The sequence below is a fragment of the Parapedobacter composti genome (assembly GCF_900112315.1).
GTDB lineage: Bacteria > Bacteroidota > Bacteroidia > Sphingobacteriales > Sphingobacteriaceae > Parapedobacter > Parapedobacter composti.
Window position 1 is genome coordinate 196,890 of sequence record NZ_FOLL01000001.1, and the last position, 25,768, is coordinate 222,657.

A 25,768-nucleotide genomic window follows, 5' to 3' on the forward strand; every position below is an offset into this window, starting at 1 on the left:
ACAGGGTTTACAATTGGGTAAAGTTAATATTTATTTCGATAATATCCTTCGTTCCACAGGATTTCCTTCCGGAAATCTTCGAGCCGGGTATCCTGGCCGATATGGAGCAATTCGATGCCGGCTATGGTGGCGAAATCCCTGAAGTGTTCGATGGTCAGGTTCTGGCTGTAGACAGTATGGTGTGCGCCGCCAGCATAAATCCACGCTGAACATGCGGTTTTCATGTCGGGCAGCGGTTTCCACAGTACCCGTGCCACGGGCAGTCGGGGCAATTGATGTTGGGGCTCCTGAGCTTCCACATCGTTGACCACCAGCCGGAACCGGTCGCCCATATCCACGAGGCTCGCATTGAGGCTCCGGCCACCAGCTACATCGAATACCAGCCGGGCGGGATCGTCTTTACCGCCGATGCCCAGGGGATGCACCTCCAACGCCGGTTTAGCCATCGCCAGGGAAGGATCTACCTCCAGCATGTGCGCACCGAGTACCATCGGGTTGGCAGCAGACAAATGGTAAGTGTAGTCCTCCATGAACGCATTGCCTCCGGGCAAACCTGCAGCCATCACCTTGGCCGCGCGGACCAACGCCGCGGTTTTCCAGTCGCCCTCGCCCGCATAACCGAAGCCCTGTTGCATAAGCCGTTGGGTAGCGACGCCTGGCAATTGCTTTAGGCCGTGTAAGTCTTCAAATGTGTTTGAAAAGCCCTTGAACTTTCCATCAACCAGAAATTGGCGGAGGCCGATTTCTATTTGGGCAGCATCGCGCAGGTTTTGCCTGCGGTCGCCATCAGGCTGTACGCCGGGATCCAGCGTGTAGGCCTGTTCATACTCCGCCACCAGCGCATCGATCTGCGATGCAGTCACGGCATTGACCACGGTAACCAGGTCGCCCACGGCAAACGTGTTCACCGAAAAGCCGAAGCAGGCTTCGGCAGCCACCTTGTCTCCATCGGTAACCGCAACATAGCGCATGTTATCGCCAAATCGTGCAAACCGGGCGCCCTGCCAATCGTGCCACGCCGCGGCTGCCCGGATCCAGGTGCCAACCTCGCGGGCGACCTCTTCATCCCGCCAATAGCCGGTGACCACCTTACGGTTGATTCGCAATTTGGAGACGATATGGCCAAATTCTCTATCGCCATGCGCACTTTGGTTGAGGTTCATGAAGTCCATGTCTATGGTGTCCCAAGGGATGTCCCGGTTGTACTGCGTGTGGAGGTGCAATAGCGGTTTGTTGAGGATATTAAGCCCACGTATCCACATTTTGGCGGGAGAGAACGTATGCATCCACGTGATGATGCCGATGCAGTTGGAAGCATGGTTGGCATCTGCAATGGTCGTATAGATCTCTTCCGGCGTGGTGACAATTGGCTTGAATATAACCTGCGTGGGGATGTGATCCGACTGAGTTAAGAAGCGCGCAATTTCCGTCGCGTGGACGGTTACCTGTTTCAGTGTTTCTTCGCCATAAAGGTGCTGGCTCCCCGTAAGAAACCATATTTCTAAATCCTTGATATCAATCATGTTGTGTTTGTTGCGTTTTTTGTTCTGGTTATCGGTTACCGCGCTGCCTGCCCGTAGTATGAGCCTGGTCCGTGCTTCCGTTCGAAATGCTTTTTAATGAGTGAATCTTTCAGTCGTGGCGCTTCCGGGTTAATTTGCTCGGTCAGCGTCGCCATCTTAGCCACATATTCCAGTACCGCACTATTATACACCGCTTTGTCAACTGTTTTTCCCCAGGTAAAAGGAGCATGGTTTCCAATCAGTATCATCTCTACCTCTTCGTAATCCAAGTTATGTTGTTTAAAATAGTCGAGTATCTGGAGTCCGGTCTCGTATTCGTAGTTACCGGCAATCCGTTCGTCGGCCATCGGTGGCGCACAGGGAATATCAATAGTCAGGTGATCGGCGTGTGTAGTGCCATATATCGGGATGTCACGTTGGCTTTGCGCCCAAGCGGTGGCATAAGTAGCGTGGGTATGCACGATGCCGCCGATTCCAGGCCAATGTTTATATAACACAGCATGGGTTTTCGTATCAGAAGAAGGTCGCAGGTTACCGTCCACCACATTTCCGTCAAAATCAACGACAACCATCATCTCCGGAGTAAGTTCAGGATAAGCTACGCCGCTCGGTTTGATGGCGAATACGCCAGACGCATGATCTGCGGCGCTGGCGTTTCCGAAGGTAAAGAGCACTAAGCCCAGATCGGGCAACTGCATATTAGCACGGTAGGCAGCCTCTTTGATAGCTTTGAATTTATTCATGGTGTTTGATAGGTGTTTCTATAAAATTTCCCAGTTGTCGGTACCGTTCAAATCGTTTAGCATAACGGGCGGTATTCGTGGGATTAGGCAGGTATTCCATATCAAAACCCTGTCCCATCTGTTGCATGGCGTCTTCCACCTTGCTGAACACTCCGGCCGCAGTGGCAGCAAACATGGCGGCACCGATTGCGCAGGTCTGTTCGGATCGATGAACTTTGATAGGCATGCCGATAATGTCGGCCATGAGTTGCATGACGAAGGGCGATTTGCGGGGTATGCCCCCCAACGCTATCAGTCCTTTCACCGGAATACCTTGATCGATAAATCGGTCAACAATGCTTTTGGCACCGAATACCGTAGCTTCAGCAAGCGCGCGGAAAAGCCGGGGGGCGTCAGAGGCCAGGTTGAGCCCCACGATTGCCCCCGTAAGCAACTGATTGGCGTCGGGTGTACGTCGGCCGTTAAGCCAATCAACGGCCAGCTCGCTGTTTTCCGTTGGCGGCAGCAGGGCGGCCTGTTTACTTAATTCGGCAAGTAACTGCGATTCCAGCAGTTGAATTTGGTAGCGGGCCGTTTCATCGGTCGTGCCGGCCGATAGCATTTGTAGCGGCCATGCCAGCAGGGCTTTGAACCAGGCATACACATCGCCAAAAGCCGACTGGCCGGCTTCGAGGCCAACCATGCCCGGAATGACGGAGCCATCCACCTGTCCGCATATCCCTTTGACCAATTTCCCGTCCATTTCCTGTTTAGGGGCCACCAAGATATCGCACGTGGATGTGCCGATGATTTTGCTCAGGTGATAAGGCTCAATCTGACCGCCCACAGCGCCCATGTGGCAATCGAAAGCACCGATACCCACTACCACGCGGGTAGACAGTCCCAATCGCTCTGCCCATAACGGGCTCAGGGTGCCCGCCGCTTGGTCGGCCGTATACGTTTCCTGGGGCAGTCTAGCAGTAAATCCGTCCAGCAGCGGGTCAAGCGTAGCGAAGAAGTCATTTGGCGGGAACCCACCAAAGGCTTCGGCCCAGAGGGATTTATGGCCGGCAGCGCATACCCCGCGCTTAATGCCGGACGCGTGTTCTCCGCCACACAACAGAAACGGTATCCAGTCGCAGTGCTCTACCCAGGAATACGTAGCCCGGCGCACGCCATCATCGGTGCGGAAAATGTGCAATAGTTTTGCCCAGAACCATTCAGCAGAATAGACTCCACCGACATATTGGAGGTAATCGGTGTCAAATCGGCGGGCGTGGGCATTGATTTCCGCGGCTTCATTTACCGCGGTATGGTCTTTCCACAGCACGAACATGGCATTGGGATTGTCGGCAAAATCGGGAAGCAACGCCAGCGGCGTGCCATGCTGATTGACAGCCACCGGTGTAGAACCGGTGGTATCCACAGCAATGCCTACCACCTGCTTTGCAACGGTGCCACCCGCCTGTTCCACACACGAACGCACCGTGTGCTCCAGCCCTTCTATATAATCCAGCGGATGCTGCCTGAACTGGCTGGATGCAGGGTGGCAGTACAAGCCTGCTTTCCATCGCGGATATTCGAAAACGGATGTAGCCAGTTCTTCGCCGGTGGCGGTGCTCACCAACACCGAGCGAACTGAGTCTGTTCCGAAATCTACACCTATAACATATCTGTTGTCCATCAAATAACGCTATAATTGATTAGTCGTGTCAAAATAACATTTAATTTATCAAAATTGCAAAGCAAAGTCTGAACAATTTTTTATTTGCGGATTATGCTATCCGTTTAAAAAGCCGGGTTAGATACAAAATTCAGGAACTTGGTAAATTTCTCCTTATAGGTAGCCTTGTCTAACTTATAATAGAAGGCGCCCTTTTTGGAATTTTCTTTGTCTTTATCCAGTTGTTTGATGAGCAGGCCGGTTGAGCGCAATTTACGCGTGAAATTACGTTTGTCCAGTTCTTCCTCATATACCTGTTCGTAAAGCGAAATAATTTGCGGGATGGTGAATTTTTCGGGCAACAGTTCAAACAGGATGGGGTGCAGGGCAGCCTTGTAGCGCAGTTTTTTCCTGGCATGATCCACCATCTGGTCGTGGTCGAAAATTAGTTTAGGCACGCGGTCCAAAGCAAACCATTCCGCATGATAATCATCGCTAATTTGCTTTTCGTATTTCTTGATATCAATAAGCGCAAAATAGGTGATACTGATAGTTCGCTCGATGGGATCGCGGTTGGGCGCTCCGAACACCAATAACTGCTCCATATAAACATTTTCCAGCCCGGTAAGCTGCCTAAGAACACGCGATGCCGCGTCTTCTGGCTTTTCGTCCGACTGGACAAATCCGCCCATTAGGCTCCACTTGTTTTTTTCAGGCTCGAACCCGCGCTTTATCAGCAGCAATTTCAGTTCATAGCCATCAAATCCAAAAATGATACAGTCTACGGCTACCAGGATACGGTTTTGTTTGGCATATCTCGTCATACAATACAATGATAGTGGATAAATGCAAATTTTACAATTTTAACCCTTATATATTCACCACGGTTTGATCGTTATGTTCACACGCGAACAAGTTAATGGTCTGTTTATTTATCGTTTTTTTGACATTTAATAATAATTAGCTTTACTTTGTACTAACCAGTTAATTAAATCGTACACTGTCATGTCGAAAAATATAATGCCGGCGACGAACGCAAGCTCATGAGATAACTGCGGCCATGCAGATCGTACCTTAATGCTTCACTGATACAAAAAGTTACACAATGAACAGGGGTTATCATTATCGGTTATTCCATATGCTGGTGGCTTTAGGCGCTGCAACGATGGCTAACGCGCATGACGCAACGATATCCAGTCCTGACGGCCATATCACCGTTCAGGTATGGGTGGATGACAACGGAAGTGCCCTATATTCGGTATTGGTTGACGGTAACCAACTGATTGATAGTGCATCATTGGGCGTTGAGATGCAGGATGTCAATTTCAAGTCAGGGCTTTATTTTGCAGGGGAGGCGGCCAAAACAACTATAAACGATCGTTATGAGCTAAAGACCGGCAAGCGAAAGTGGAATCATTACCTTGCTCATCAATGCCAATTTAAGTTCCGGGACAGACAAGGCAAAGGATTTGATGTGGTTTTCCGGGTTTCGGATGATGGAGTGGCGTTCCGTTATTACTTTCCATATGCCGGGCCGGATACGGTCCGGATTGTTGAGGAACATACCTCTTTCCGTTTTCCCGGCCACGCAAAGGGATGGCTGCAGCCCATGGCGGTAGCCAAGTCGGGCTGGGAACAGACCAATCCGTCATACGAAGAGCATTATCAGCAGGGTCTGCCGGTGGGAACACCGGAATCCACGGGGACGGGTTGGGTGTATCCCGCGTTATTTCAGGTTGATAGCCTTTGGGTATTGATTACCGAAGCCGGCTTAGATGGTCGTTACTGTGCTACCCGCCTCGGACCCGAATCGCCGCAGGGCGAATATCGTATCGGTTTCCCCGATCCGCGTGAGGTAATGCCAGGTGGCGAACTGCTGCCGGCGTCAGACCAGCCCTTCTACTCGCCTTGGCGTGTAATGACCATTGGGTCGTTGGCGACCCTCGTGGAATCCAATTTAGGTATCAATGTTGCCGATCCGGCGATCCCGCTGTGGGAAGGGACGATAAGGCCCGGTAAATCGTCATGGAGCTGGATTAACTCGAAAGACGATTTCATCACGTATGAGGAGCAGAAAAAGTATATCGACTTTGCGGCCGACATGCAATGGCAATATTGTCTGGTGGATGTCAATTGGGACCGGAAAATCGGTTATGAGCGAATTGCTGAACTGGCATCATATGCCGCAGCGAAAGGCGTTGGCCTGTTGCTGTGGTATAACTCGGCAGGAAGCTGGAATACCGTGGAATATACGCCCAAGGATAAGCTGCTCACCCCCGAAAGCAGGGAAAGCGAATTTGCACGGCTCAATGCCATGGGTATCAAAGGGATTAAAATCGATTTCTTCGGCGGAGACGGGCAATCTGTTGTCCGTTATTATATTGATATCCTAAAAGATGCCGCCAGACATGGATTGCTGGTTAATTTCCACGGGGCAACATTACCACGTGGATGGTCGCGGACATACCCGAACCTGATGACCGTGGAGGCGGTGCGCGGATTTGAAATGGTTACATTTTCCCAGGAAGACGCCGATAAGCAAGCTACGCATTGCACGATTTTGCCATTTACGCGCAATGCGTTTGACCCAATGGATTATACACCGATGAACCTGCATAAGGTGCAAACTCCGGTGCAGCGGCGCACTACGGCGGCGTTTGAGCTGGCTACCAGTATACTGTTCGTCTCGGGTATCCAGCACTATGCGGAATCGCCTGAAGGCATGGCAACAGTACCCGGGCTGGTGCGGGATTTCCTGCGGGAGCTGCCCGATTCGTGGGATGACGTGAAGTTCATCGGCGGTTTTCCCGGCAAGGATGTGGTAATCGCCCGCCGTGCAGGACACCGATGGTATGTCGCAGGTATTAACGGTGAGCAGCAAGAGAAGGACATCCATTTGGATTTGACGTTGTTTGGCGAGGTGGAAAACGTCAGTTTAATCACCGATGGAGTAAGCCCGGGGGGCCTTCTGCACCAGGAGTTAGGTCCAGCAAATAATTATAGGGTAACCATGAAATCCAATGGCGGCTTTGTGATGGTATTGAACCAATAATACAACTATATGATAATGTATTTATTTCGGAAACACGCACGGAAACGGACCGGATGTATCGCAGCCATGCTCTTGGCGGCCGGTTTTTCAGCAAATGCTCAAGAGGCTAATACGGTACGGCTTTCGCCGGAACGGTCGGCAACACGCATCAGCCGGCATATTTACGGGCATTTTGCTGAACACCTGGGCCGGTGTATTTACGATGGTTTTTATGTAGGCGAAGGGAATACCACGGTATCCCATACCAACGGCGTGCGCAATGATGTGGTGGATGCACTGAGACGGCTTAACATTCCCAACCTGCGATGGCCGGGCGGCTGTTTCGCGGATACTTACCATTGGAAAGACGGTATCGGACCAAAAGAAAGCCGGCCCACCATCGTGAATACCTGGTGGGGGGGCGTAACGGAAGATAACAGCTTCGGTACCCATGATTTTCTTAACATGTGCGAGCTGCTGGGCACGGAACCTTACCTTGCAGGTAATGTAGCCAGCGGCGAGGTGCAGGAGCTGGCCGACTGGGTACAGTATGTTAATCACGACGGTAAGAGCCCGATGGCCGACCTGCGCCGGAAAAACGGTCGTGAAAAGCCTTGGGGGGTCAAGTATTGGGGCGTGGGTAATGAGGCCTGGGGATGCGGCGGCAACATGAGGCCGGAATACTATGCCGATGTCTATCGCCGTTATGCCACATTCATGAGCGACTGGAACAACTCCGGCGGGGTATTCCGTATCGCTTCGGGTGCCAACAGTGCGGATTACCACTGGACGGAAACACTGATGAAGAACATTCCGCACCACCTGCTGGAAGGGGTAGCGCTGCACCATTACGCCGTCATCGACTGGAGCAACAAAGGGCCGTCTACCGCCTATTCGGATAAGCAATATTTCCAGACCATGCAATCGGCTTGGAAAATGGAGGAACTGGTGAGCAAACATGCAGCCATCATGGATAAATACGACCCGAAGAAAAGGGTTGCCCTGGTGGTGGACGAATGGGGAGGCTGGTATGAGGTGGAGCCGGGTACCAATCCGGGATTTCTGTACCAGCAGAATACCATGCGTGATGCCATGATTGCCGGCGTAACGCTCAATATTTTCAATAACCATGCTGAACGGGTGCGTATGGCCAATCTGGCTCAAACCATTAACGTACTGCAGGCCGTTATCCTGACGGAAGGCGATAGGATGATTCTGACGCCCACTTATCATGTTATGGAGATGTATAAGATACATCAGGAGGCCACACTGATTCCGGTTACAGTGGAATCGGTGACATTGACGATGGACGGGGAGGAACTGCCGGCGATTTCGGCGTCTGCCTCGGCAGATAGCCTCGGCAACACGCACCTGTCGCTGGTAAATGTCCACCCCAGGGAAACACAGCGGGTTACCGTTAGCCTGGACCGGATATACAACAAGGTGGAGGGGCGTATGCTGACGAGCCGCGATTTGCGTGATCATAATACGTTTGACAATCCGGATGTTATCGCGCCGACGGTGTTTGACGGCGCCCGTGTGAATGGCGATAAGCTGACGGTAACCTTGCCTCCTTTTTCGGTGGTCGTATTGCGCTTGGCAGAGTAATGGTTGGATATTAATTTATTTACTGATGATGAATATACGGAAGACGGCGGTCTTGGCGAGTTTGATCGTGTTATGCGTGGCCATGGCTGCAGGACAACCCACCGTGCTCAGGGTAGACATCAACCAGATCAAGGGGAAGGTAAACCCGGCGATGTGGGGGCTTTTTTTTGAAGACATCAACATGGGAGCCGATGGCGGGCTTTATGCCGAACTTATAAAGAACCGTTCGTTTGAATTTTTCCGGCCACTCATGGGCTGGAATGTACTGGGCAAGGCTCAAGAAGGCGCGTTATTGGTACTCAACCGGCAAGAACAGCAGGCGGCAAATCCACGCTTCCTCAGGGTGAATACAGAAAGATCCGGTGCAGAGGGCATGGGACTAAGTAATGAAGGCTTCCGTGGAATGGGTATCAAGGAGGGACTGCGGTATGATTTTTCCGTGATGTACCGGCAGCGGAAACCGGGCATCACCCTGAAACTGGAGTTGGTCGATAGTGCGGGCCGTGTCATCGGCCAAGGGAGATGGCAGCCCCGAGGCGATGGCCAAGGGTGGCAGAAGCAATCAGCCAGTTTTCAGGCAACCGCAACCCATCCGCGTGCACGGCTGAACATCTGGTTTGAAGGAGCAGGCGAAATTGATCTGGATATGATTTCGCTCTTTCCTGCAGATACGTGGAAAGGCCGCCCTGGTGGTTTGCGGGCGGATATGGTACAGTTGCTGGCTGACATGCAGCCGGGATTTCTCCGGTTTCCGGGTGGCTGCATTGTTGAGGGCTTCGACCTTTCCCAGCGTTTCCAATGGAAAAAAACCGTAGGGCCCATTGAAGATAGGCAGCAGCTTATCAACCGCTGGAATTTTGAATTCCGCCACCGGCCCACGCCGGACTATTTCCAGACGTTCGGGCTCGGTTTCTTCGAGTATTTCCAACTGGCCGAAGATATCGGTGCTGAACCACTTCCCATTCTCAACTGCGGCATGGCCTGCCAGTTTAATTCGGCCGAAGTGGTGCCTATGGATCGGCTGGATGAATATGTGCAGGACGCGCTGGATCTTATCGCGTTTGCCAATGGTGACATCAGCTCCCCATGGGGTAAGCTAAGGGCGGAGATGGGCCACCCCGAGCCGTTCAACCTGAAAATGCTTGGCGTGGGCAATGAAAACTGGGGACCGCAGTACATCGAACGGCTGGCGGTATTCCAAAAAGCCATCAACGAACAGTATCCGGAGATTGCTATTGTGGCCAGTTCGGGTACCGATCCCAGTGGCGAGCGTTTCGATTATCTGAATAGCGAACTGCGAAAAATGCAGGTAGACATCATTGATGAACATTATTACCGCCATCCCGACTGGTTCTTTGAAAACGCATCGCGGTATGATGATTATGACCGCAACGGCCCGAAGATATTCGCGGGGGAATATGCCGCGCAGAGCGTTCGGATAGCCAGCCCCGATAACAAAAACAACTGGTTGACGGCACTTGCCGAAGCGGCCTTCCTTACCGGCGTTGAACGGAATGCCGACGTGGTGACGCTGGCATCTTATGCGCCCCTGTTCGGTCATATAGACGGGTGGCAATGGACCCCTGACCTGATCTGGGTGGATAACTTGCAGGCGTACGGCACACCGAATTATTACGTCCAAAAGTTGTATGCTACAAATAAGGGAACCCACATCGTGCCCGTTACTGCCGGCGGGAAGCCACTTACGGGCCATCAGGGGCTGTACGCTTCGGCCGTGGTGGACGGAAATGCCGGCGAAGTGATCGTCAAAGTTGTTAACCGCAACGGAGATTCGGAGACGGTCGTGTTGGATGTGCCAGGGATACGGCGCATGCCCGCTACAGCAACGTGCATTGTGCTGCAAAGTGACAACCTTGACCGGATGAATACCATTGACCAGCCTCTGGCGGTAAGCCCGAAAACGGAGACCGTGGAGATCAACGGGAAACGTCCGCAGTTTGAGTTGAAGCCTTATTCGTTTACGGTGATAAAAATCAAGCGGTAATATCATGAAGCGGCTGATTTTCGTGCTGTTCGTCGGATGGTGTAGCCACTTAAATGCCCAAGGGCGGGATACCAGTATACGGGTACATGACCCCGTTATGGCGCACCATAACGGGATTTACTATCTATTTGCGACAGGCAGGGGCATAGCCGTATGGTCGTCAGCCGATATGCGGTATTGGAAAAGGGAACAGCCGGTATTTGCTGTTCCGCCCGCGTGGACCGCGGCGGCTGTGCCGAGCTTTAAGGGGCATTTCTGGGCACCGGATATCAGTTACCATAATGGCCGGTATTACCTCTACTATTCCGTATCTGCATTTGGAAAAAACACCTCCTGTATCGGTTTGGCCACCAATGAGACCCTCGATCCGGAAGATCCTCGCTTCGCATGGGTAGATCACGGCAAGATCATCCAGTCTTATCCGGGTGTCACCAACTGGAATGCCATTGATCCGAATATTGTGGAAGACGCCGATGGGCAGGCGTACATGGCGTTTGGTTCGTTTTGGGAAGGTCTTAAGCTGGCCAGACTCTCAACAGACCGGGAATCAGTGATTGGCGATACATTGCACCTGCCCACGATTGCCAGCCGGATGACCCATCCGAATGCCGTGGAGGCACCGTTCATTTTCAGAAAAGACCGTTATTACTACCTGTTCGCTTCCATCGATTACTGCTGCAAAGGCGTGGCGAGCACTTATAAGATGATAGTGGGACGATCGTTGCAGTTGACGGGGCCATATGTCGATGATCAGGGCAATGTCTTGCCCAGGGGGGCGGTAAGCTACTGCTTGCCGGCGACGACCGTTGGCACGGCGTAGGGCATAATGCCGTATATACTGTGGACGATGTGGATTACCTGATTTTCCACGGATACGATGGACATGACGGCGGCGTTGCAAAGCTGCGAGTAGAGAAGTTGGCGTGGGATGAACAGCATTGGCCTTACGTGTTGGGAGCAGGCGATAATTAACCGGCCAATGTTCCTGGCCTCGGCCACTCATGACTTGTTCCGGATGCTTATAGAAAGTGACATAAGCCGTCGTGTATACGGGATAATGATTATCTTTGTTATAATTATAAAACTAAATACCTAATGCCAATGAACGCGAAGCTACTGATATTCTGGCTGATAGTTTTTTTGAGCTTCAAAATAAATGTCGTTTCAACACCTAAAGAAAAAGTGAAGTATCTGGGTATTGAGCAGGGGCTCTCCAATAATTATGTGACGGCTATTTTCCAGGATAATCAGGGTTTTATGTGGTTTGGCACACAAAACGGATTAAACCGTTATGACGGTTATCAATTCAAGGTATACAATCACCAGCCGGGGAACCGCTTCTCGCTGGCTGATAACCGGATTACCGAGATTATTTCCGACAGCGCAGGCCGCATCTGGGTGGCCCTTAAAAAGGGCGTGTCGATATTGGACGGGAGGGGCAACGTATGCGGACATTTAGCCTACAGCCGTCAGCGGGGAGACGCTTCCAAGGTGATTGACTTTGCCGTCTATGGATTGGCTGTGGACGCCAAAGGGACCATTTTCGCGGCGAGCGAGCGGGCGGGTTTACTCCGTGTGGATGCTCCAGCCCATCCATTTACGGAGGCGCTGCAGGTGCCACTCCAGGTTGATGGCGAAGTGCGCTTCGAGTACTATGTACATACCCTTGATTTGGACAGGAATGGGAATGTATGGCTGGTTGTTCATGGTATCGGGCTGTGCCGCTATATGCCGGAGACACAGCAGGTGCACCCCGTTTCGAATACCGTTCATACGGCCACCTGTATGGTGGCCACCGACGACGGCGATATTTGGATGGGAACGGACAATGGCCTGTTCAGGTATCGGATTGCAACCCGCGAAACACGTTTCTATGGTTTGAAAGACGGATTGTCCAGCGTAAATATCGCTACACTCTACCACGACGGTGCAAGAGAGCTGTGGGTAGGTACCGATGGCGGGGGGATAACCATCATCGATACGCCGACCGACAAGTGCACTTATCTCACGGCAGGCAATCATGGCGGGCAGTTAACCAGCGGCGCTGTTTTTTCCGTGTTTCGCGATGCGGCGTCGCGCTATTGGATTGGTACCTTGCGCGGCGGCATCAATGTGTTGGATCCAAAAGGCAGTCATTTTCAGGTTGTGCGGCATAGTCAGGCGGAATACAGTTCTTCTGCCCGGGATTTTATTCTTTCCTTTGCCGAGGACCGATCCGGCAATGTATGGATAGGCACTGACGGTGCGGGCTTGACCTATTGGAACAGGCGGCAGCACACTTTTACCCACTACCAGCATGTCGGCGGTGCACCCGCATCGTTAAGCAATGATTTTATCACCAACCTATTGGTTGATCGCCAGGGATGGCTGTGGGTGGCCACCTACGGCGGGGGCATAAATAAATTTGATGAGCGTTCGGGTACATTCGCGCGGTATCCTTGTTACAACACCCAGCAGCATTACGAAAATGGAAGGGTATGGCGGTTGTATGAAGATCGGGAAGGCATTATTTGGGCAGGCACATTGGCCGGAGGAGGGTTATATCAGTTCAACCGCGTCGCCAATCGGTTTGACTTGTATGATCCGGCTATTCAAAATGTGTTGACCATCTGGGAAGACAGCAACAGTGACCTGTGGTTCGGTACATTCACTGATCTCATCCGGCTTGACCGTAAAACCCAGCATGTAGCCCGCTTTAACATCGGGCATTCCATCCGGTTTATCCGGCAAGGTGGGCAGGACAGCCTATGGATTGGCACGGAAGGGGGAGGGCTGCTGCATTTCGCCAAGGAAACCGGCGTGTATACCAGTTATACCGTGGGGAACGGGCTGCCCGACAATGTGATGTTGAATGTTCTTGAAGACGACAGCGGCAATTTTTGGATAGCTACATTCAACGGTATCGCCAAATTTAACCCGCAAACCAAAGCCGTGCGCAATTTTTATCAGTCTGACGGCCTGCAAAGCAATCAATTCAATTACAATGCCGCACTGCGTTTACAAACCGGAGAATTTCTCTTTGGCGGGATCCACGGCTTCAACCGCTTCTTTCCAGATAGCATTAACGCAGCGAGTGCCATGCCCCGCCTGGTGCTTACGGACCTTCGCATCAATAACCAACCGTATAACCTTTCATCGCGCATAGCCGATACGATAAGTCTGCGCAACCTGGAAAGGCTGGTGCTCCCGTACGATGAAGCCGTTATTTCCATCGGTTTTTCGGCCTTGGAATACTCATCGCCTGATAAAATTAGGTATGCATATTTCCTGGAAGGATGGGATAAGAGCTGGAACGAGGTGGGCACCCAACGCACAGCGCATTATTCCCGGCTCGAGCCCGGCGGTTATACCCTGCATATCCGATCGACCAATGCCGATGGCGAATGGAATACCGAGGGGCGGATGGTAGCCATCGAGGTGTTGCCTCCGTGGTGGCGTACTACCTGGGCTTACGGATTGTATTTATTGATTGTGCTGGGGATGGGCTACACCTATCTCTATTACGTCCGCCGGCAGACTGCCTTGCGTTACGACATAAAAATTGCGCGGTTAGAAATCGAAAAGGAAAAGGAACTCAATGAGAAAAAGCTGGCCTTCTTTACCCATATTTCACACGAGCTCAGGGCGCCGCTCACGCTCATCATCAATCCCGTCAAGGAGATGTTGTACAATAAAGACAATGTCGTGGATAGCCGGGAGCTGGTTACAGTTTACAACAATTCCCGACGGTTATTGAGCTTGGTAGACCAATTACTGCTTTTCCGTCAGGCGGATAAGGAAACCGGCAGCCTTAAACTGGCTAGGCTGGACATGGTGGCGCTTTGCCGGGAAGTTTTCCTCTGCTTCCGCCAATATGCCGCTTCTAAAGGCATTGATTACAGCTTCTCATGCGGCGTTGAGCAGATTGAGATTTATGCTGACCGGGAGAAAATTGAAATCGTGCTCTTTAATTTGATCAGCAACGCCCTTAAATTCACGCCGAAGGGAGGACGGGTTACCATCGAAGCACGCGATGAGACAGGCTGCGTTGCTATTCAGGTGGCTGACACCGGTGCGGGTATTCCGGATCACGTAGGCGATGCGGTATTCAACCGGTTTTATCGGGACTTCTCTAACCCCGGCAACACCATATCTGGATTTGGTATCGGGCTGTTCCTGGTCAAAAAAATTGTTGAATCGCACCACGGTTCGGTTTCTTATACCAGTAAAGAGGGCTCGGGTACTTGCTTTACCGTCAAACTGCTGAAAGGCAAACAGCATTTGGGCAACAGCTATATTTTTGAAGATATCGGCGAGCATTCTGTTTTTCTGGAAGAACTTTTGGGCACCGAAGCGGAATATATACCTTCAGTGCCTGAACCAACCCAAGCGCTTGAAAAGGTAACGCAGGTGATGTCGCAACGGCCACTGTTGCTCGTTATAGACGACAACGAGCAGATCCGTCATTATGTACGGCAACTTTTTGAATCCGACTGCGAAGTGCAAGAAGCCGCCTCCGGCGAGGCCGGACTACAGTTGATAAAAACAATGCAGCCCGATATCGTCATCAGCGACGTGATCATGTCCGGATGCAGTGGCATCGAGCTTTGTAGCGCTGTTAAGCAAGACCCCAGCATCAGCCATATCCCCATTATCCTGCTTACGGCAAGTTCAACGGCAGAAATCAAGCTGAAAGGCATAGAAAGCGGTGCCGACGACTATATTACCAAACCGTTTGACAAAGGTATTTTGCAGGCCAGGGTACATAACATACTCAAAAGCAGGAACCAGCTTCAGCAATATTTTTATAACGAGGTGACGTTGCGGTCCAGCGATTTCAAAGTAGCAACGGAATACCGGGATTTCCTGGATCGTTGCATAACCGTGGTAGAACAGCACCTTGATAATCCCGAATTCAACGTGGGAACATTAGCCGATGAAATGGGGATGAGCCAATCCAATCTATATAAGCGTGTGAAATCCATATCTGGCCGATCTACCAACGAGTTTATCCGTTTCATCCGGTTACGTAAGGTAGCCCAATTGCTCATCAGTACTGACTATAACGTCAGTGAAGCCGCATTTACTGCCGGATTCAACGATATGAAGTATTTCAGGGAGCAGTTTCATAAGCTGTTTGGGATTAAACCGTCAGCCTATAAAAAGAAGTTCCAAGCTACGATGGCACCCAAAAATTACCGATTTCCCCCTACTATTTGAAAGAAACCACCCTGTTTCGATACGTCTGTTTATGCATTTTTGTGTAGACTAAAATACGCTACAACGGCCCGTCGGCCACGGTGGCGGAGTGATGCATAACCAAATTGATAACCGAATAATGATAGACTATGATTTGACATGTACGAATTGACCGATGAAGGCCACTCAGGCGAGTAGGCTGATTAAGCTTAAACTCCTTAACCAAGATTAACTAAAATCAACATTAGTAAAATGAGAAGTAATGTTTTGTTCAGCGCAGCAGCGACTGCGTGTATGCTGCTTCTATTGATGGTCTCCGCGGCGCATGCCCAGGATATACAGGTGCAGGGTGTGGTGAAAGATCAAAGCGGACCGGTATCTGGCGTTACTGTGTCTGTTAAAGGTGGCGGCTCCCAATTGCTGACGGATGAGAATGGCCGTTATCGGGTAAATGTTTCTCCCAACGCCATACTGGTATTTTCTTCTATTGGCTATAAGCCGCAAGAAGTGCCATTGTTAGGTAGGAAACCCAATACGGCAGGTATATATGTGATTGATATTGACCTGACACAAGATGAGAGCGTATTGGATGAAGCGGTGGTTGTGGGTTTCGGTACACAGAAGAAAGCCAGTTTGGTAAGTTCCATCACCACGGTAAATCCCGGGGAATTGAGAGGACCAACGAATAACTTAACGCAGATGATTGCCGGACGTATTGCGGGGGTCATCGCTTACCAGCAAAGCGGCGAACCTGGCGCCGATAATGCCGAATTTTTTATCCGAGGGTTAGGATCGTTCGGTGCGGGCAAGGTAGACCCCCTGATTTTGATTGACGGAGCGGAGTCTTCACCTACCGATCTCGCCCGGCTTCAACCCGATGATATTGCTGCGTTTTCGGTACTGAAAGATGCGACGGCTGCAGCGGTATACGGCGCCCGCGGCGCCAACGGGGTTATTTTGGTAAATACCAAGTCGGGTGCGATAGGCAAGACTGTATTCAGGTTCCGTGCTGAAAACAGGATGTCTTCCAATACGCGTAATTTTCAATTTGCAGATAATATTACCTATATGAAATTGGCCAATGAGGCTGCTCTTACGCGTAATCCGCATGCTTTGCTGCCTTATACGCAGACGAAAATCGACCGCACCGCGGCGGGCGAAAATCCCTTACTTTATCCGAACAATAACTGGATAGATCAATTGATTAAAGACTATACGTTCAATCAGGGATACAACATCAGTGCCAGCGGTGGCGGAGAACGGGCACGCTATTATGTGGCGGGTACTTATAACGTAGACAATGGTGTGCTGAAAGTAGACGGATTAAATAATTTCAACAACAATATAAAGCTCCTCAACTATTCGCTAAGGACCAAGTTTGACATTAAACTTACGCCCAGTACGGACGTCACCGTAAACGTATATGGCCAGTTTGACGACTACAACGGCCCGGTGGGTGGCGTAGATGGCGATGGCAACCGCCTGCACGGCGGGCAGTTTATTTTCCAGCGGGCTATCTGGTCCAATCCGGTGAAGTTCCCTGCTGTTTATCCGGCTTCTTTTTCGCCCTATACGGAGCATCCGTTGTTCGGTGGCGCGGAAACCGGTTTCGGAAGTACTACGCTACTCTCCAATCCCTATGCCGAGATGGTGCGGGGCTATGAGGTTTATAAAACATCCACGATACAGCCTCAGCTTGAAATCAAGCAAGATTTGGGATCGCTACTTGAAGGGCTTTCGGCGCGGGCAATGGCTTATCTGCGACGGTACTCGCATTTCAATGTAGCGCGGCAATACAACCCCTTCTACTACTCCTCATATCTCAATCCGGTGACCGGAGAGATTGAGCTAAGGGTGCTGAATGACGGGGGGCCAACCTCTATTGGTACACCCGGATCGGAATACCTGAACTATGGCGAGGGTGATAAGACACTTGATTCGCGTATGTATATGGAGGCGGCGGTCAACTATTCCCAGCGGTTTGGCGACAAACACGATGTGTCCGGAATGCTCATCACGATCCTCTCGTCCTACCAGACGGGCAACGCAGGAAGCGTTCAATCGTCGTTGGAACAACGTAACCAAGGGTTGTCAGGGCGTTTTACCTATGGGTATGACGACCGCTATCTGGCGGAGTTCAACTTCGGCTACAATGGTTCAGAGCGTTTCGCCAGTGGCTACCGGTTCGGCTTCTTCCCTTCGTTCGGTTTGGCATATCGCATTGTCAACGAGAAATACTTTGAACCCCTGCGCAGCGTGGTAGATGATTTCAAGCTGAGGGCCACGTTCGGTTGGGTGGGCAATGATCAAATCGGCCGCAGAGAGGACCGCTTTTTCTACCTTTCTAATGTGAATCTCAACAATGGGTCTTATGGTGCTGCATTCGGCGAGAATGGGCTATATTATCGCCCCGGCATTTCCATTTCCCGTTATGCCAATGAACGAATCACGTGGGAAAAGTCGCGGCAGATCAACTTAGGGTTGGATTTGACGCTGTTTAACCGTTCTACGGAAATCGTGTTGGATGCGTTCCATCAGCGTCGCTACAACATCCTTGAAACGCGCTCTTATCTCAGTGCCACCATGGGGCTTATGGGCGAATATCCCCAAGCCAATACCGGAGAGGCCGAGAGCCGCGGGTTTGATGCGTTGATCAATTACAATAAGAGTTTTTCTCCGAACTGGTGGGCGAGTTTACGTGGCAATTTTACCTATGCCACCAGCAATGTGGTGAAACGTGATGAATTGGACTATCCAGAGCACATGAGCTACCTCTACCGCGTGGGACATCCTATTAATCAAACATGGGGATACATCGCCGAGCGCTTGTTTGTGGACGATACCGAAGTGGCCAACGCCCCGCGGCAGTTCGGGACATATATGGGCGGCGATATCAAATATCGCGATATGAATGGGGACGGCCAAATCACATCGACCGATATGGTGCCTATTGGGCATCCCACTGTACCCGAAATCATCTATGGATTCGGGGGTACGGTAGGCTGGAAAAACTTTGATTTAAGCCTGATGTTTCAGGGGTCTGCCCGTTCGTCATTTTTTATTAATGCTGAAAATCTTTCGCCTTTTGTCATCAATGGCAGCGCCCAGAACGGACTACTTAAGGTCATTGCTGACAGCCATTGGTCTGAGGAAAATCGCGATCTATATGCGTTTTGGCCACGGTTAAGCGAGCAATTTGTGCCCAATAATAACGTCACTTCTACTTGGTGGATGCGTGATGGTACATTCCTGCGGCTTAAGAACGCTGAGTTTGGCTATAATGTGCCCCAGGAAACACTCTCGCGGTGGCGGCTGGGTGTACTCCGTGTGTACTTGAGCGGTACCAACCTGTGGGTGTGGAGCAAATTCAAGATGTGGGATCCGGAGATGGGGGGCAAAGGGCTGGGGTATCCCATACAGCAGGTGTATAATATTGGATTACGTGTTGATTTTTGATGCATGGCTATCCTAATTAAAATATAAGGAGAATACAAGATGAGACCAACGAGATATATCAGACTAAAATTCATGGCTCTTGCAATGGCCGCTACCCTCGTACTGGGGCAATCCTGCGATAGTTTCCTTGACGTTGTGCCTGACAATGTATCGACTATTGATCATGCCTTCAAACTGCGTAACGAGGCGGAAAAATACCTGTTCACGCTGTATAGCTACCTTCCCAGTGACGGCAGCGTAGAAGGGTGGACCAGCAATGTGGCAATGCTGGCAGGCGATGAGATCTGGATACCTTATCAGACCAGCCTGATGAGCGACGCTTTTGAAATCGCGAGAGGTAACCAACAGGTCTCCGGACCTTATGTGTCTATGTGGGCGAGGCTGTATGAGGCGATCCGGCATTGTAATATCTTTTTAGAAAATGTAAGCGATCTGACTAAGGTGCGCGACATCCGCGATGCTGAACGGCAACGTTGGTTGGGCGAAGCGGAGTTTCTGAAAGCCTATTACCATTACCTGTTGCTGCGGATGTATGGTCCTGTGCCGATTATCCGGCAGAACCTGGATATTGATGCCAGTAAAGAACAAGTGGCCGTGCCCCGTAATCCGGTGGATGAGTGCGTAGACTATATCGTTGAGCTGTTGGATGCGTCAGTAGAAAAACTGCCCAATATCATTACAGATCGTACCCTGGAATTGGGTCGCCTCACAAGCCCGATAGCTCTGGCGGTAAAAGCAAAGGTATTACTCATGGCGGCCAGCCCCTTGTTCAACGGCAATCCTGATTATAGCAATTATCGCAATCACGATGGTACCCAACTGTTCAATCCGGCGGTAGACGGCAGCAAATGGGAGCGTGCGGCAGTAGCTGCCAAGGAAGCCATTGATGCGGCCGAACAGGCAGGCCATTTACTATTTAAAATGCCTCCTACTTCGTTCAGCTTGTCTGATACCACCATGCTGCAACTTGACCTCCGGCAAGCCGTAAGCGAACGGTGGAGTGTTGAACATGTATGGGCTAATCCCAACTCGCAGACAGCTAATCTGCAGATGCAGGCTATGCCGCCATTGAATGTGAATCATAACCACAACAATGCGCGCAAAATTCTATCGCCACCACTGAAGATAGCCAGGCAGTTTTATACCCACAATGGTGTGCCTATCAATGAAGATAAAACATTGAGCTTCCTTGATGATACGGAATTACGAACGGCAACGCACGAAGAGCGTTTCTATATTGCCGAAGGTTTTCAGACGTCGCGTCTGCACTTCGACCGCGAACCCCGGTTTTATGCTAGTCTGGCTTTTGACGGTGCAGTGTGGTATAAATACGACAGTCCCAGCAATTCGGATGAAAATACGTTTGTGGTACGGAGTAAACGTACGGACTATGCAGGAAGTACGCATGCATTTCATTTTAACATGACTGGCTATTTCATTAAGAAGTTAGTTGACTGGAACCAAACGATGAGTAGTTCAGGCGCATCCTACCGGGGTTATCCCTGGCCGCAGATCCGCCTGGCTGATCTGTATCTGATGTATGCCGAGGCGCTCAATGAAGCCTATGGGCCAGACCATACGGATGTGTTTGTATACTTAGATAAGGTGCGCGAACGGGCAGGCTTAAAAGGTGTGAAAGAATCGTGGACTGATTACTCCAATAATCCCTCGAAATTTACCACGCGCGACGGGTTGCGCGAAATCATTCATCAGGAAAGACTTATCGAGTTAGCTTTTGAAGGGCACCGTTTCTGGGATTTGCGGCGCTGGAAAAAGGCTGCGGCCTACTTAAATGCGCCCATTACGGGATGGAACATGCAGGGCGAGAACGCCAATTCGTATTATCAAGTTAACACGGTATGGCAGCAGCGTTTCATCGCGCCACGCGACTATTTTTGGCCACTTTCTGAAACCGCGGTTATCCAAAATGCAAAGTTGGTACAATCGCCGGGATGGTAATCAAGGTAAACTATAAATGTTAACGCAATGAAAAAGCTATATATCCTATTTCTCTGCAGTACTTTGGCGGCTGGTATGATAAGCTGCGGCGAAGATGGCCTACGCACGCCGCTGGAAAAGAACAGCCAAGCGCCGGATCCGGTCACAAACGTGCATGTGGAAAATTTACCAGGCAAGGCTCGCATATCGTATACCGTGCCTGTACAGCAAGACCTGTTGTATGTTAAGGCCGTGTATAAGCTGGCAACGGGCAGGGCTATGGAGGTTAAGGCATCTTATTATGAAAATTCCCTGCTGGTGGAGGGGTTTGCTGATGAGGGGGAACACGAAGTGACCCTTTATGCTGTAAACCGGAGCGAAAAAGCATCAGCTCCAGTGCCGGTCACTATCCGGCCCTTGGAAGCACCTATTTGGGAGGTGTACCGCAGCATGGAGGTTGGTCCGGCTTTCGGCGGAATACGTGTCACGGCAGACAATCCCGAGCGGAGTGACTTGGCTATTTTAGTGATGCAGAAAAATGAGTACGGGGAATGGGATATCCACCCCAACAGTATTTACACGGCGACCGATTCCATTGCCCATACATTGCGGGATGCAGCGCTCGATACCGTGGATCAGGCCTTCGCCTTCACCATCCGCGATAGGTGGCTCAACTATACGGATACGTTGTATGCGACCATAAAGCCGCTTTATGAGGTGGCGATCCCCAAATCGGGATATGCTGGGATGAACTTGCCCGGAGATGCGCCGCACCATCCATCTACTTCCATGCAAGGCATGTGGGATGGTAATATCATCGACTGGCCGAGCATATACATGACGCAGAACGCGCACCCCGGTATCCATGTCATTACCTTTGATATCGGGCGTTTGGCTAAACTGAGCCGGATCGTCATTTGGGATTATCCGGAGTATTTCAGTAGTGGCGGCTTCGGGCGGACGTACTACTATCTTGGAAACCTTAAAGAATTTGAGATCTGGGGTTCGGATAGTCCACCGTCAGACGGCAGTTTTGACAATTGGCACTTGCTGGGTCGTTACAATGCAGTAAAGCCGTCTGGATTACCTTTCGGGCAACAGAACAACGAAGATTACCAGACGGCAAATGCCGGGTTCAGTTGGGATTTTGATGTAGCGGCCCCCAAAGTGCGGTATTTACGAATCCGCAGTACACGGAATTGGGGCGGAACCTCCTACATGGCGATTGCCGAGATACAGGTCTACGGTGATCCAAGATAAGTTTTACAGTTAGCATGGCAAAATCATGAAGAACATAACGATGATTGACCGCATAAAACAACTAACAGTTTTGTTGCTGGTGGCTGCAGGTACCTTGGCCTGCTCCAAGATGGACGAATATAAAAAATACGTAGCGGATGGAGAGATCTCCTATACGGGCAAACTGGATTCCCTGAAAATCTATTCGGGTAGAAACCGTGTATTGGTGCAGGGCGTGCTACGCTCAGACCCCAAAGTAAAGGAATGTCGTATCTATTGGAACGGGCGCAATGATTCGGTATCTGTACCGATAACCCGGACGCAAAGCGTCGACACCTTGCGTGTGCTTATTGAAAACATGGAGGAAAACGTGCATAATTTTGAGGTGGTTACTTTTGATGATGTGGGTAATAAGTCAATTACCGTATTTGGAACGGGTATTGTATACGGAGCGCGTTTCCAAAACTCCCTGCTCAATAGACCCATCAATTTCTACGAGCTGTTTGCAGGAGATCTTTCCTTAACGCTTAATTACGGTAGGATGGATTTAACCAGTGGCGCCTTTGCCACAGAGATCCAGTATGAGGATCAGCAGGGCTTAAGTCACGAATACATGCTTTCAATTGATGAAAACGATTTGATATTGGAAAACTATCAGGTGGGCAGCAGTTTCCGCTACCGAACTAAGTTTTTGCCGGATACGTTATGTCTGGATACCTTTTATACGGCATTTACTGAAATAGCACCGAATGTGGTGTATTTTAAAAACATGACTTTTCCCTATCAGCGCGGCGCATGGGATGGCAGCCGCTGGGGGGTTCCGGCCGATTGGGTAACCAACGCACAGGTTCGGAATGCCGGAAATAACACCTATGGTGGGTATGAATTGCGGAACGGCAATGGTGTACTCTCCTTGGAAGGTGGCTGGGGGCTTCGTGCGGTAGTTGACGGAAAGATTATGCAGACATCCAATCTGCCCCCGGGTGATTATCGCATTACCATATACGGTATTGAACGCGGTGCTGCCGGAAGTGTCCATTTTGCTGTGGCAGAAGGTACCGAACTGCCCAATGAGCAAAACTTAGCCACCCAAGCTATTACCTATGTTAACTGTGCCGCCAGTGGAACGTACAGTGTGGATTTTTCACTTACGGAAATCACTCAGGTCACCGTTGGCTTCATAGGCAACATGCCTGATACCGGTTCTTGGTTTAAGGTAGCGGGCAATGTGGTTTTTGAAGTACTATAAAATACCGTAGTTAGAAAATGATAAGAGTTTGTTCTTTCTATCTGGTTAATCGTTGTGCGTTACTGCTACTGTCGTTGGGAACGTATATCGTCGGCTGCACCAATAAAGTATCCCAAAGCCCGACGGATGATGGGGAAGCGCCAGGTACAGTGGTAGCTGTACCGACATTGGCGAATCTTGGTTTCACGAATATTACAACAACATCTGCCCGAGTTACATCAAACGTAACAGCGTCTGGAGGGAGTGGGGTTACAGCAAGGGGCGTTTGCTGGGCCTCCCATCCTGATCCGACCACGGATGACGCCAAGGCCGAAGCTGTTACGGTTTCGGGGTCAGGCGCATTCACGGTGCATCTGGAAGGGCTTACGCAGGCAACAACCTATTACGTCAGGGCTTACGCCGTAAATTCCGCTGGTGTGGGGTACAGCGAAGAAGCTACGTTTACTACGGAAGCGGTGCAATCAGTTTCCTTCAAGAATAACCCGATGTTCATTATTGGCTCGTCACGTGCTGCTTATGATGCCGAAATCATCAGCAACGGCGGGGGAACGATCACTGAGCGGGGCATTTGTTGGGCGGCAAATCCAGATCCAACGGTAGATGGCCATAAGGTAGTTCACAGCAGTACGGGCGAAGGCCGGTACCGATGTGTCATTACCGGCCTAACTGAGCGCACCGACTATTACCTCCGTGCCTACGCGGTCAATGAAGACGGGGTAAGTTATGGGGAGAATATCCCGTTCCGGACCATTGCCAGGGGTAACATTACTTACACGTTCAATAAAGCTGCCAACCCGACGGCAGAGCAGGTGGCAGCTTATGAGCGGTTGCAGGTAGCCATAGACAGTGCAGTATGGTATGCAAACAACTACACATCGGCCACGAAGCATGTTTGGGTTAACTACGATCCCAATGTGCCAACGGCTGACGCTAATAACGAAGGATGGATGCGCTTCGGCGCCAACGCGGGTTTCCAGAACCTGCGGACTATGCTGCATGAGATGAACCATACTTTTGGAACGGGTACTACCAACTGGTGGCGAAATACGGCTATTTCGGGAGGGAAGTACCAACTCCCACACGCCAATGCCGTGCTGAAACTTATTACGGGCAACGAAGATGCCCAGCTTAATGCAGACAACCAGCATTGGTGGCCTTACGGGCTGAACCAAAATTCAGAGGTCACCTCCAGTTGGGACTATGTGTACAATTGTTTGATTATAGAAGCTATGCGTAAAGACGGGTTGACCCATAGCGGTACATATCTGCCTTGATGAAGTTCTCAAGTATTTACTTTGCAGATTATAAAAATGAATAATGTTATATACACTGTAGTGGCAGGCTTATTCTTGGCGGCCAGCTACGGAGCTGGGGCCTTGACCAAGCAACACAACGATGGCTATCAACTTGTCTGGTCAGATGAGTTTGATGGCGATGGTCCGGTAGATACTTCCCATTGGCGCTTTGAGAAAGGTTTTGTCAGGAACCAGGAAGATCAATGGTATCAGGAAGAAAACGCATATCGTAAAGATGGCCTGCTCATTATCGAAGCACGCAAGGAAAGCAAGCCTAATCCCACATACAAAGCCGGCAGTACGCACTGGGGCCAGGCGCGCAAGACGATTGCGTATACCGGGGCTTCCATCAATACGCGCGGCAAACATAGCTGGCAATACGGCCGGTTCGAAATGCGGGCTCGCATTCCCATTGGCGGTGGGCTATGGCCTGCATTCTGGACGCTCGGTGTTAAAGGTGAATGGCCTTCCAACGGCGAAATTGATATCATGGAATACTACCGGGGGATGATCCTGGCCAATATCGCCTGCGGCACGAGGGAGCGGTGGAAGGCAGAATGGTACAGCAAAACAATGCCGGTGGACTCGCTCGGTGGCGAGGCCTGGGCGGATGAGTTCCATGTTTGGCGGATGGATTGGGATGAAACGGAAATTGCCTTGTACGTGGATGATATGCTGATGAATCGTGTGCCCCTGGACCAATTGGTCAACAAGGATGGTACAGGATTCAACCCGTTCAAACAACCACATTATATCCTGTTGAATTTTGCGCTGGGCGGTATGAACGGAGGTAAGATAGACGACAGCCTCCTGCCCGCGAAATACGAAATCGATTACGTAAGGGTTTACCAGAGAAAATAA

General features: G+C 50.7%; 16 protein-coding genes. 12 read left to right on the forward strand and 4 right to left on the reverse strand.

Features of this window, described 5'->3' with window-relative positions; all coding sequences use genetic code 11:
• Nucleotides 1–23: 23 nt before the first annotated feature.
• The 4 genes from araA to BM030_RS00760 form a co-directional block, all read right to left on the reverse strand.
• Nucleotides 24–1,523 (reverse strand): L-arabinose isomerase, encoded by a 1,500-nt coding sequence (araA, locus tag BM030_RS00745; protein WP_090970095.1) that lies wholly within the window; start codon nt 1,521–1,523, stop codon nt 24–26.
• Nucleotides 1,524–1,558: 35 nt separating this feature from the next.
• Nucleotides 1,559–2,266, reverse strand: a complete 708-nt coding sequence (locus BM030_RS00750) for an L-ribulose-5-phosphate 4-epimerase (protein ID WP_090970097.1) — start codon at nt 2,264–2,266, stop codon at nt 1,559–1,561.
• Nucleotides 2,259–3,929, reverse strand: a complete 1,671-nt coding sequence (locus tag BM030_RS00755; protein WP_090970099.1) for a ribulokinase — start codon at nt 3,927–3,929, stop codon at nt 2,259–2,261. The genes BM030_RS00750 and BM030_RS00755 overlap by 8 nt, the downstream gene beginning before the upstream one ends.
• 104 nt (nt 3,930–4,033) lie before the next feature.
• Complete coding sequence (locus BM030_RS00760) at nt 4,034–4,732, reverse strand: NUDIX hydrolase (RefSeq protein ID WP_090970101.1); 699 nt, start codon at nt 4,730–4,732, stop codon at nt 4,034–4,036.
• Between the two features lie 281 nt (nt 4,733–5,013).
• Here BM030_RS00760 and BM030_RS00765 point away from each other — a divergent pair, with 281 nt between their 5' ends.
• The 12 genes from BM030_RS00765 (at nt 5,014) to BM030_RS00815 (ending at nt 25,768) form a co-directional block, all read left to right on the forward strand.
• Entirely contained in the window at nt 5,014–6,960 is a 1,947-nt protein-coding gene (locus BM030_RS00765; protein ID WP_211657481.1) for a glycoside hydrolase family 97 protein, read from the forward strand.
• 9 nt (nt 6,961–6,969) lie between these two features.
• Complete coding sequence (locus BM030_RS00770; RefSeq protein ID WP_244518580.1) at nt 6,970–8,547, forward strand: alpha-N-arabinofuranosidase; 1,578 nt, start codon at nt 6,970–6,972, stop codon at nt 8,545–8,547.
• Between the two features lie 25 nt (nt 8,548–8,572).
• Nucleotides 8,573–10,552: an alpha-L-arabinofuranosidase C-terminal domain-containing protein gene (locus tag BM030_RS00775; RefSeq protein WP_244518581.1), complete on the forward strand. Its 1,980-nt coding sequence runs from the start codon at nt 8,573–8,575 to the stop codon at nt 10,550–10,552.
• A 4-nt stretch (nt 10,553–10,556) separates the two neighbouring features.
• A complete protein-coding gene (locus BM030_RS00780; protein ID WP_211657482.1) occupies nt 10,557–11,372 on the forward strand; it encodes a family 43 glycosylhydrolase in 816 nt (271 codons plus the stop codon).
• A 29-nt stretch (nt 11,373–11,401) separates the two neighbouring features.
• The gene (locus BM030_RS20310; RefSeq protein WP_262987336.1) at nt 11,402–11,524 is read left to right on the forward strand and encodes a hypothetical protein; all 123 of its coding nucleotides are present in this window, start codon (nt 11,402–11,404) and stop codon (nt 11,522–11,524) included.
• 129 nt (nt 11,525–11,653) lie between these two features.
• Nucleotides 11,654–15,751: a hybrid sensor histidine kinase/response regulator gene (locus tag BM030_RS00785; protein ID WP_170845588.1), complete on the forward strand. Its 4,098-nt coding sequence runs from the start codon at nt 11,654–11,656 to the stop codon at nt 15,749–15,751.
• Between the two features lie 231 nt (nt 15,752–15,982).
• Nucleotides 15,983–19,186, forward strand: coding sequence for a SusC/RagA family TonB-linked outer membrane protein (locus BM030_RS00790; protein WP_090970105.1), 3,204 nt, complete (start codon nt 15,983–15,985; stop codon nt 19,184–19,186).
• Nucleotides 19,187–19,225: 39 nt separating this feature from the next.
• Nucleotides 19,226–21,145, forward strand: a complete 1,920-nt coding sequence (locus tag BM030_RS00795; RefSeq protein ID WP_090970109.1) for a RagB/SusD family nutrient uptake outer membrane protein — start codon at nt 19,226–19,228, stop codon at nt 21,143–21,145.
• Between the two features lie 27 nt (nt 21,146–21,172).
• On the forward strand, nt 21,173–22,384 hold the full coding sequence (locus BM030_RS00800; protein WP_090970111.1) for a DUF5000 domain-containing lipoprotein: 1,212 nt from the start codon (nt 21,173–21,175) through the stop codon (nt 22,382–22,384).
• 25 nt (nt 22,385–22,409) lie between these two features.
• Complete coding sequence (locus tag BM030_RS00805; protein WP_090970113.1) at nt 22,410–23,612, forward strand: DUF4998 domain-containing protein; 1,203 nt, start codon at nt 22,410–22,412, stop codon at nt 23,610–23,612.
• 17 nt (nt 23,613–23,629) lie between these two features.
• A complete protein-coding gene (locus tag BM030_RS00810; protein ID WP_139215773.1) occupies nt 23,630–24,886 on the forward strand; it encodes a fibronectin type III domain-containing protein in 1,257 nt (418 codons plus the stop codon).
• Nucleotides 24,887–24,922: 36 nt separating this feature from the next.
• The gene (locus tag BM030_RS00815) at nt 24,923–25,768 is read left to right on the forward strand and encodes a glycoside hydrolase family 16 protein (protein ID WP_090970117.1); all 846 of its coding nucleotides are present in this window, start codon (nt 24,923–24,925) and stop codon (nt 25,766–25,768) included.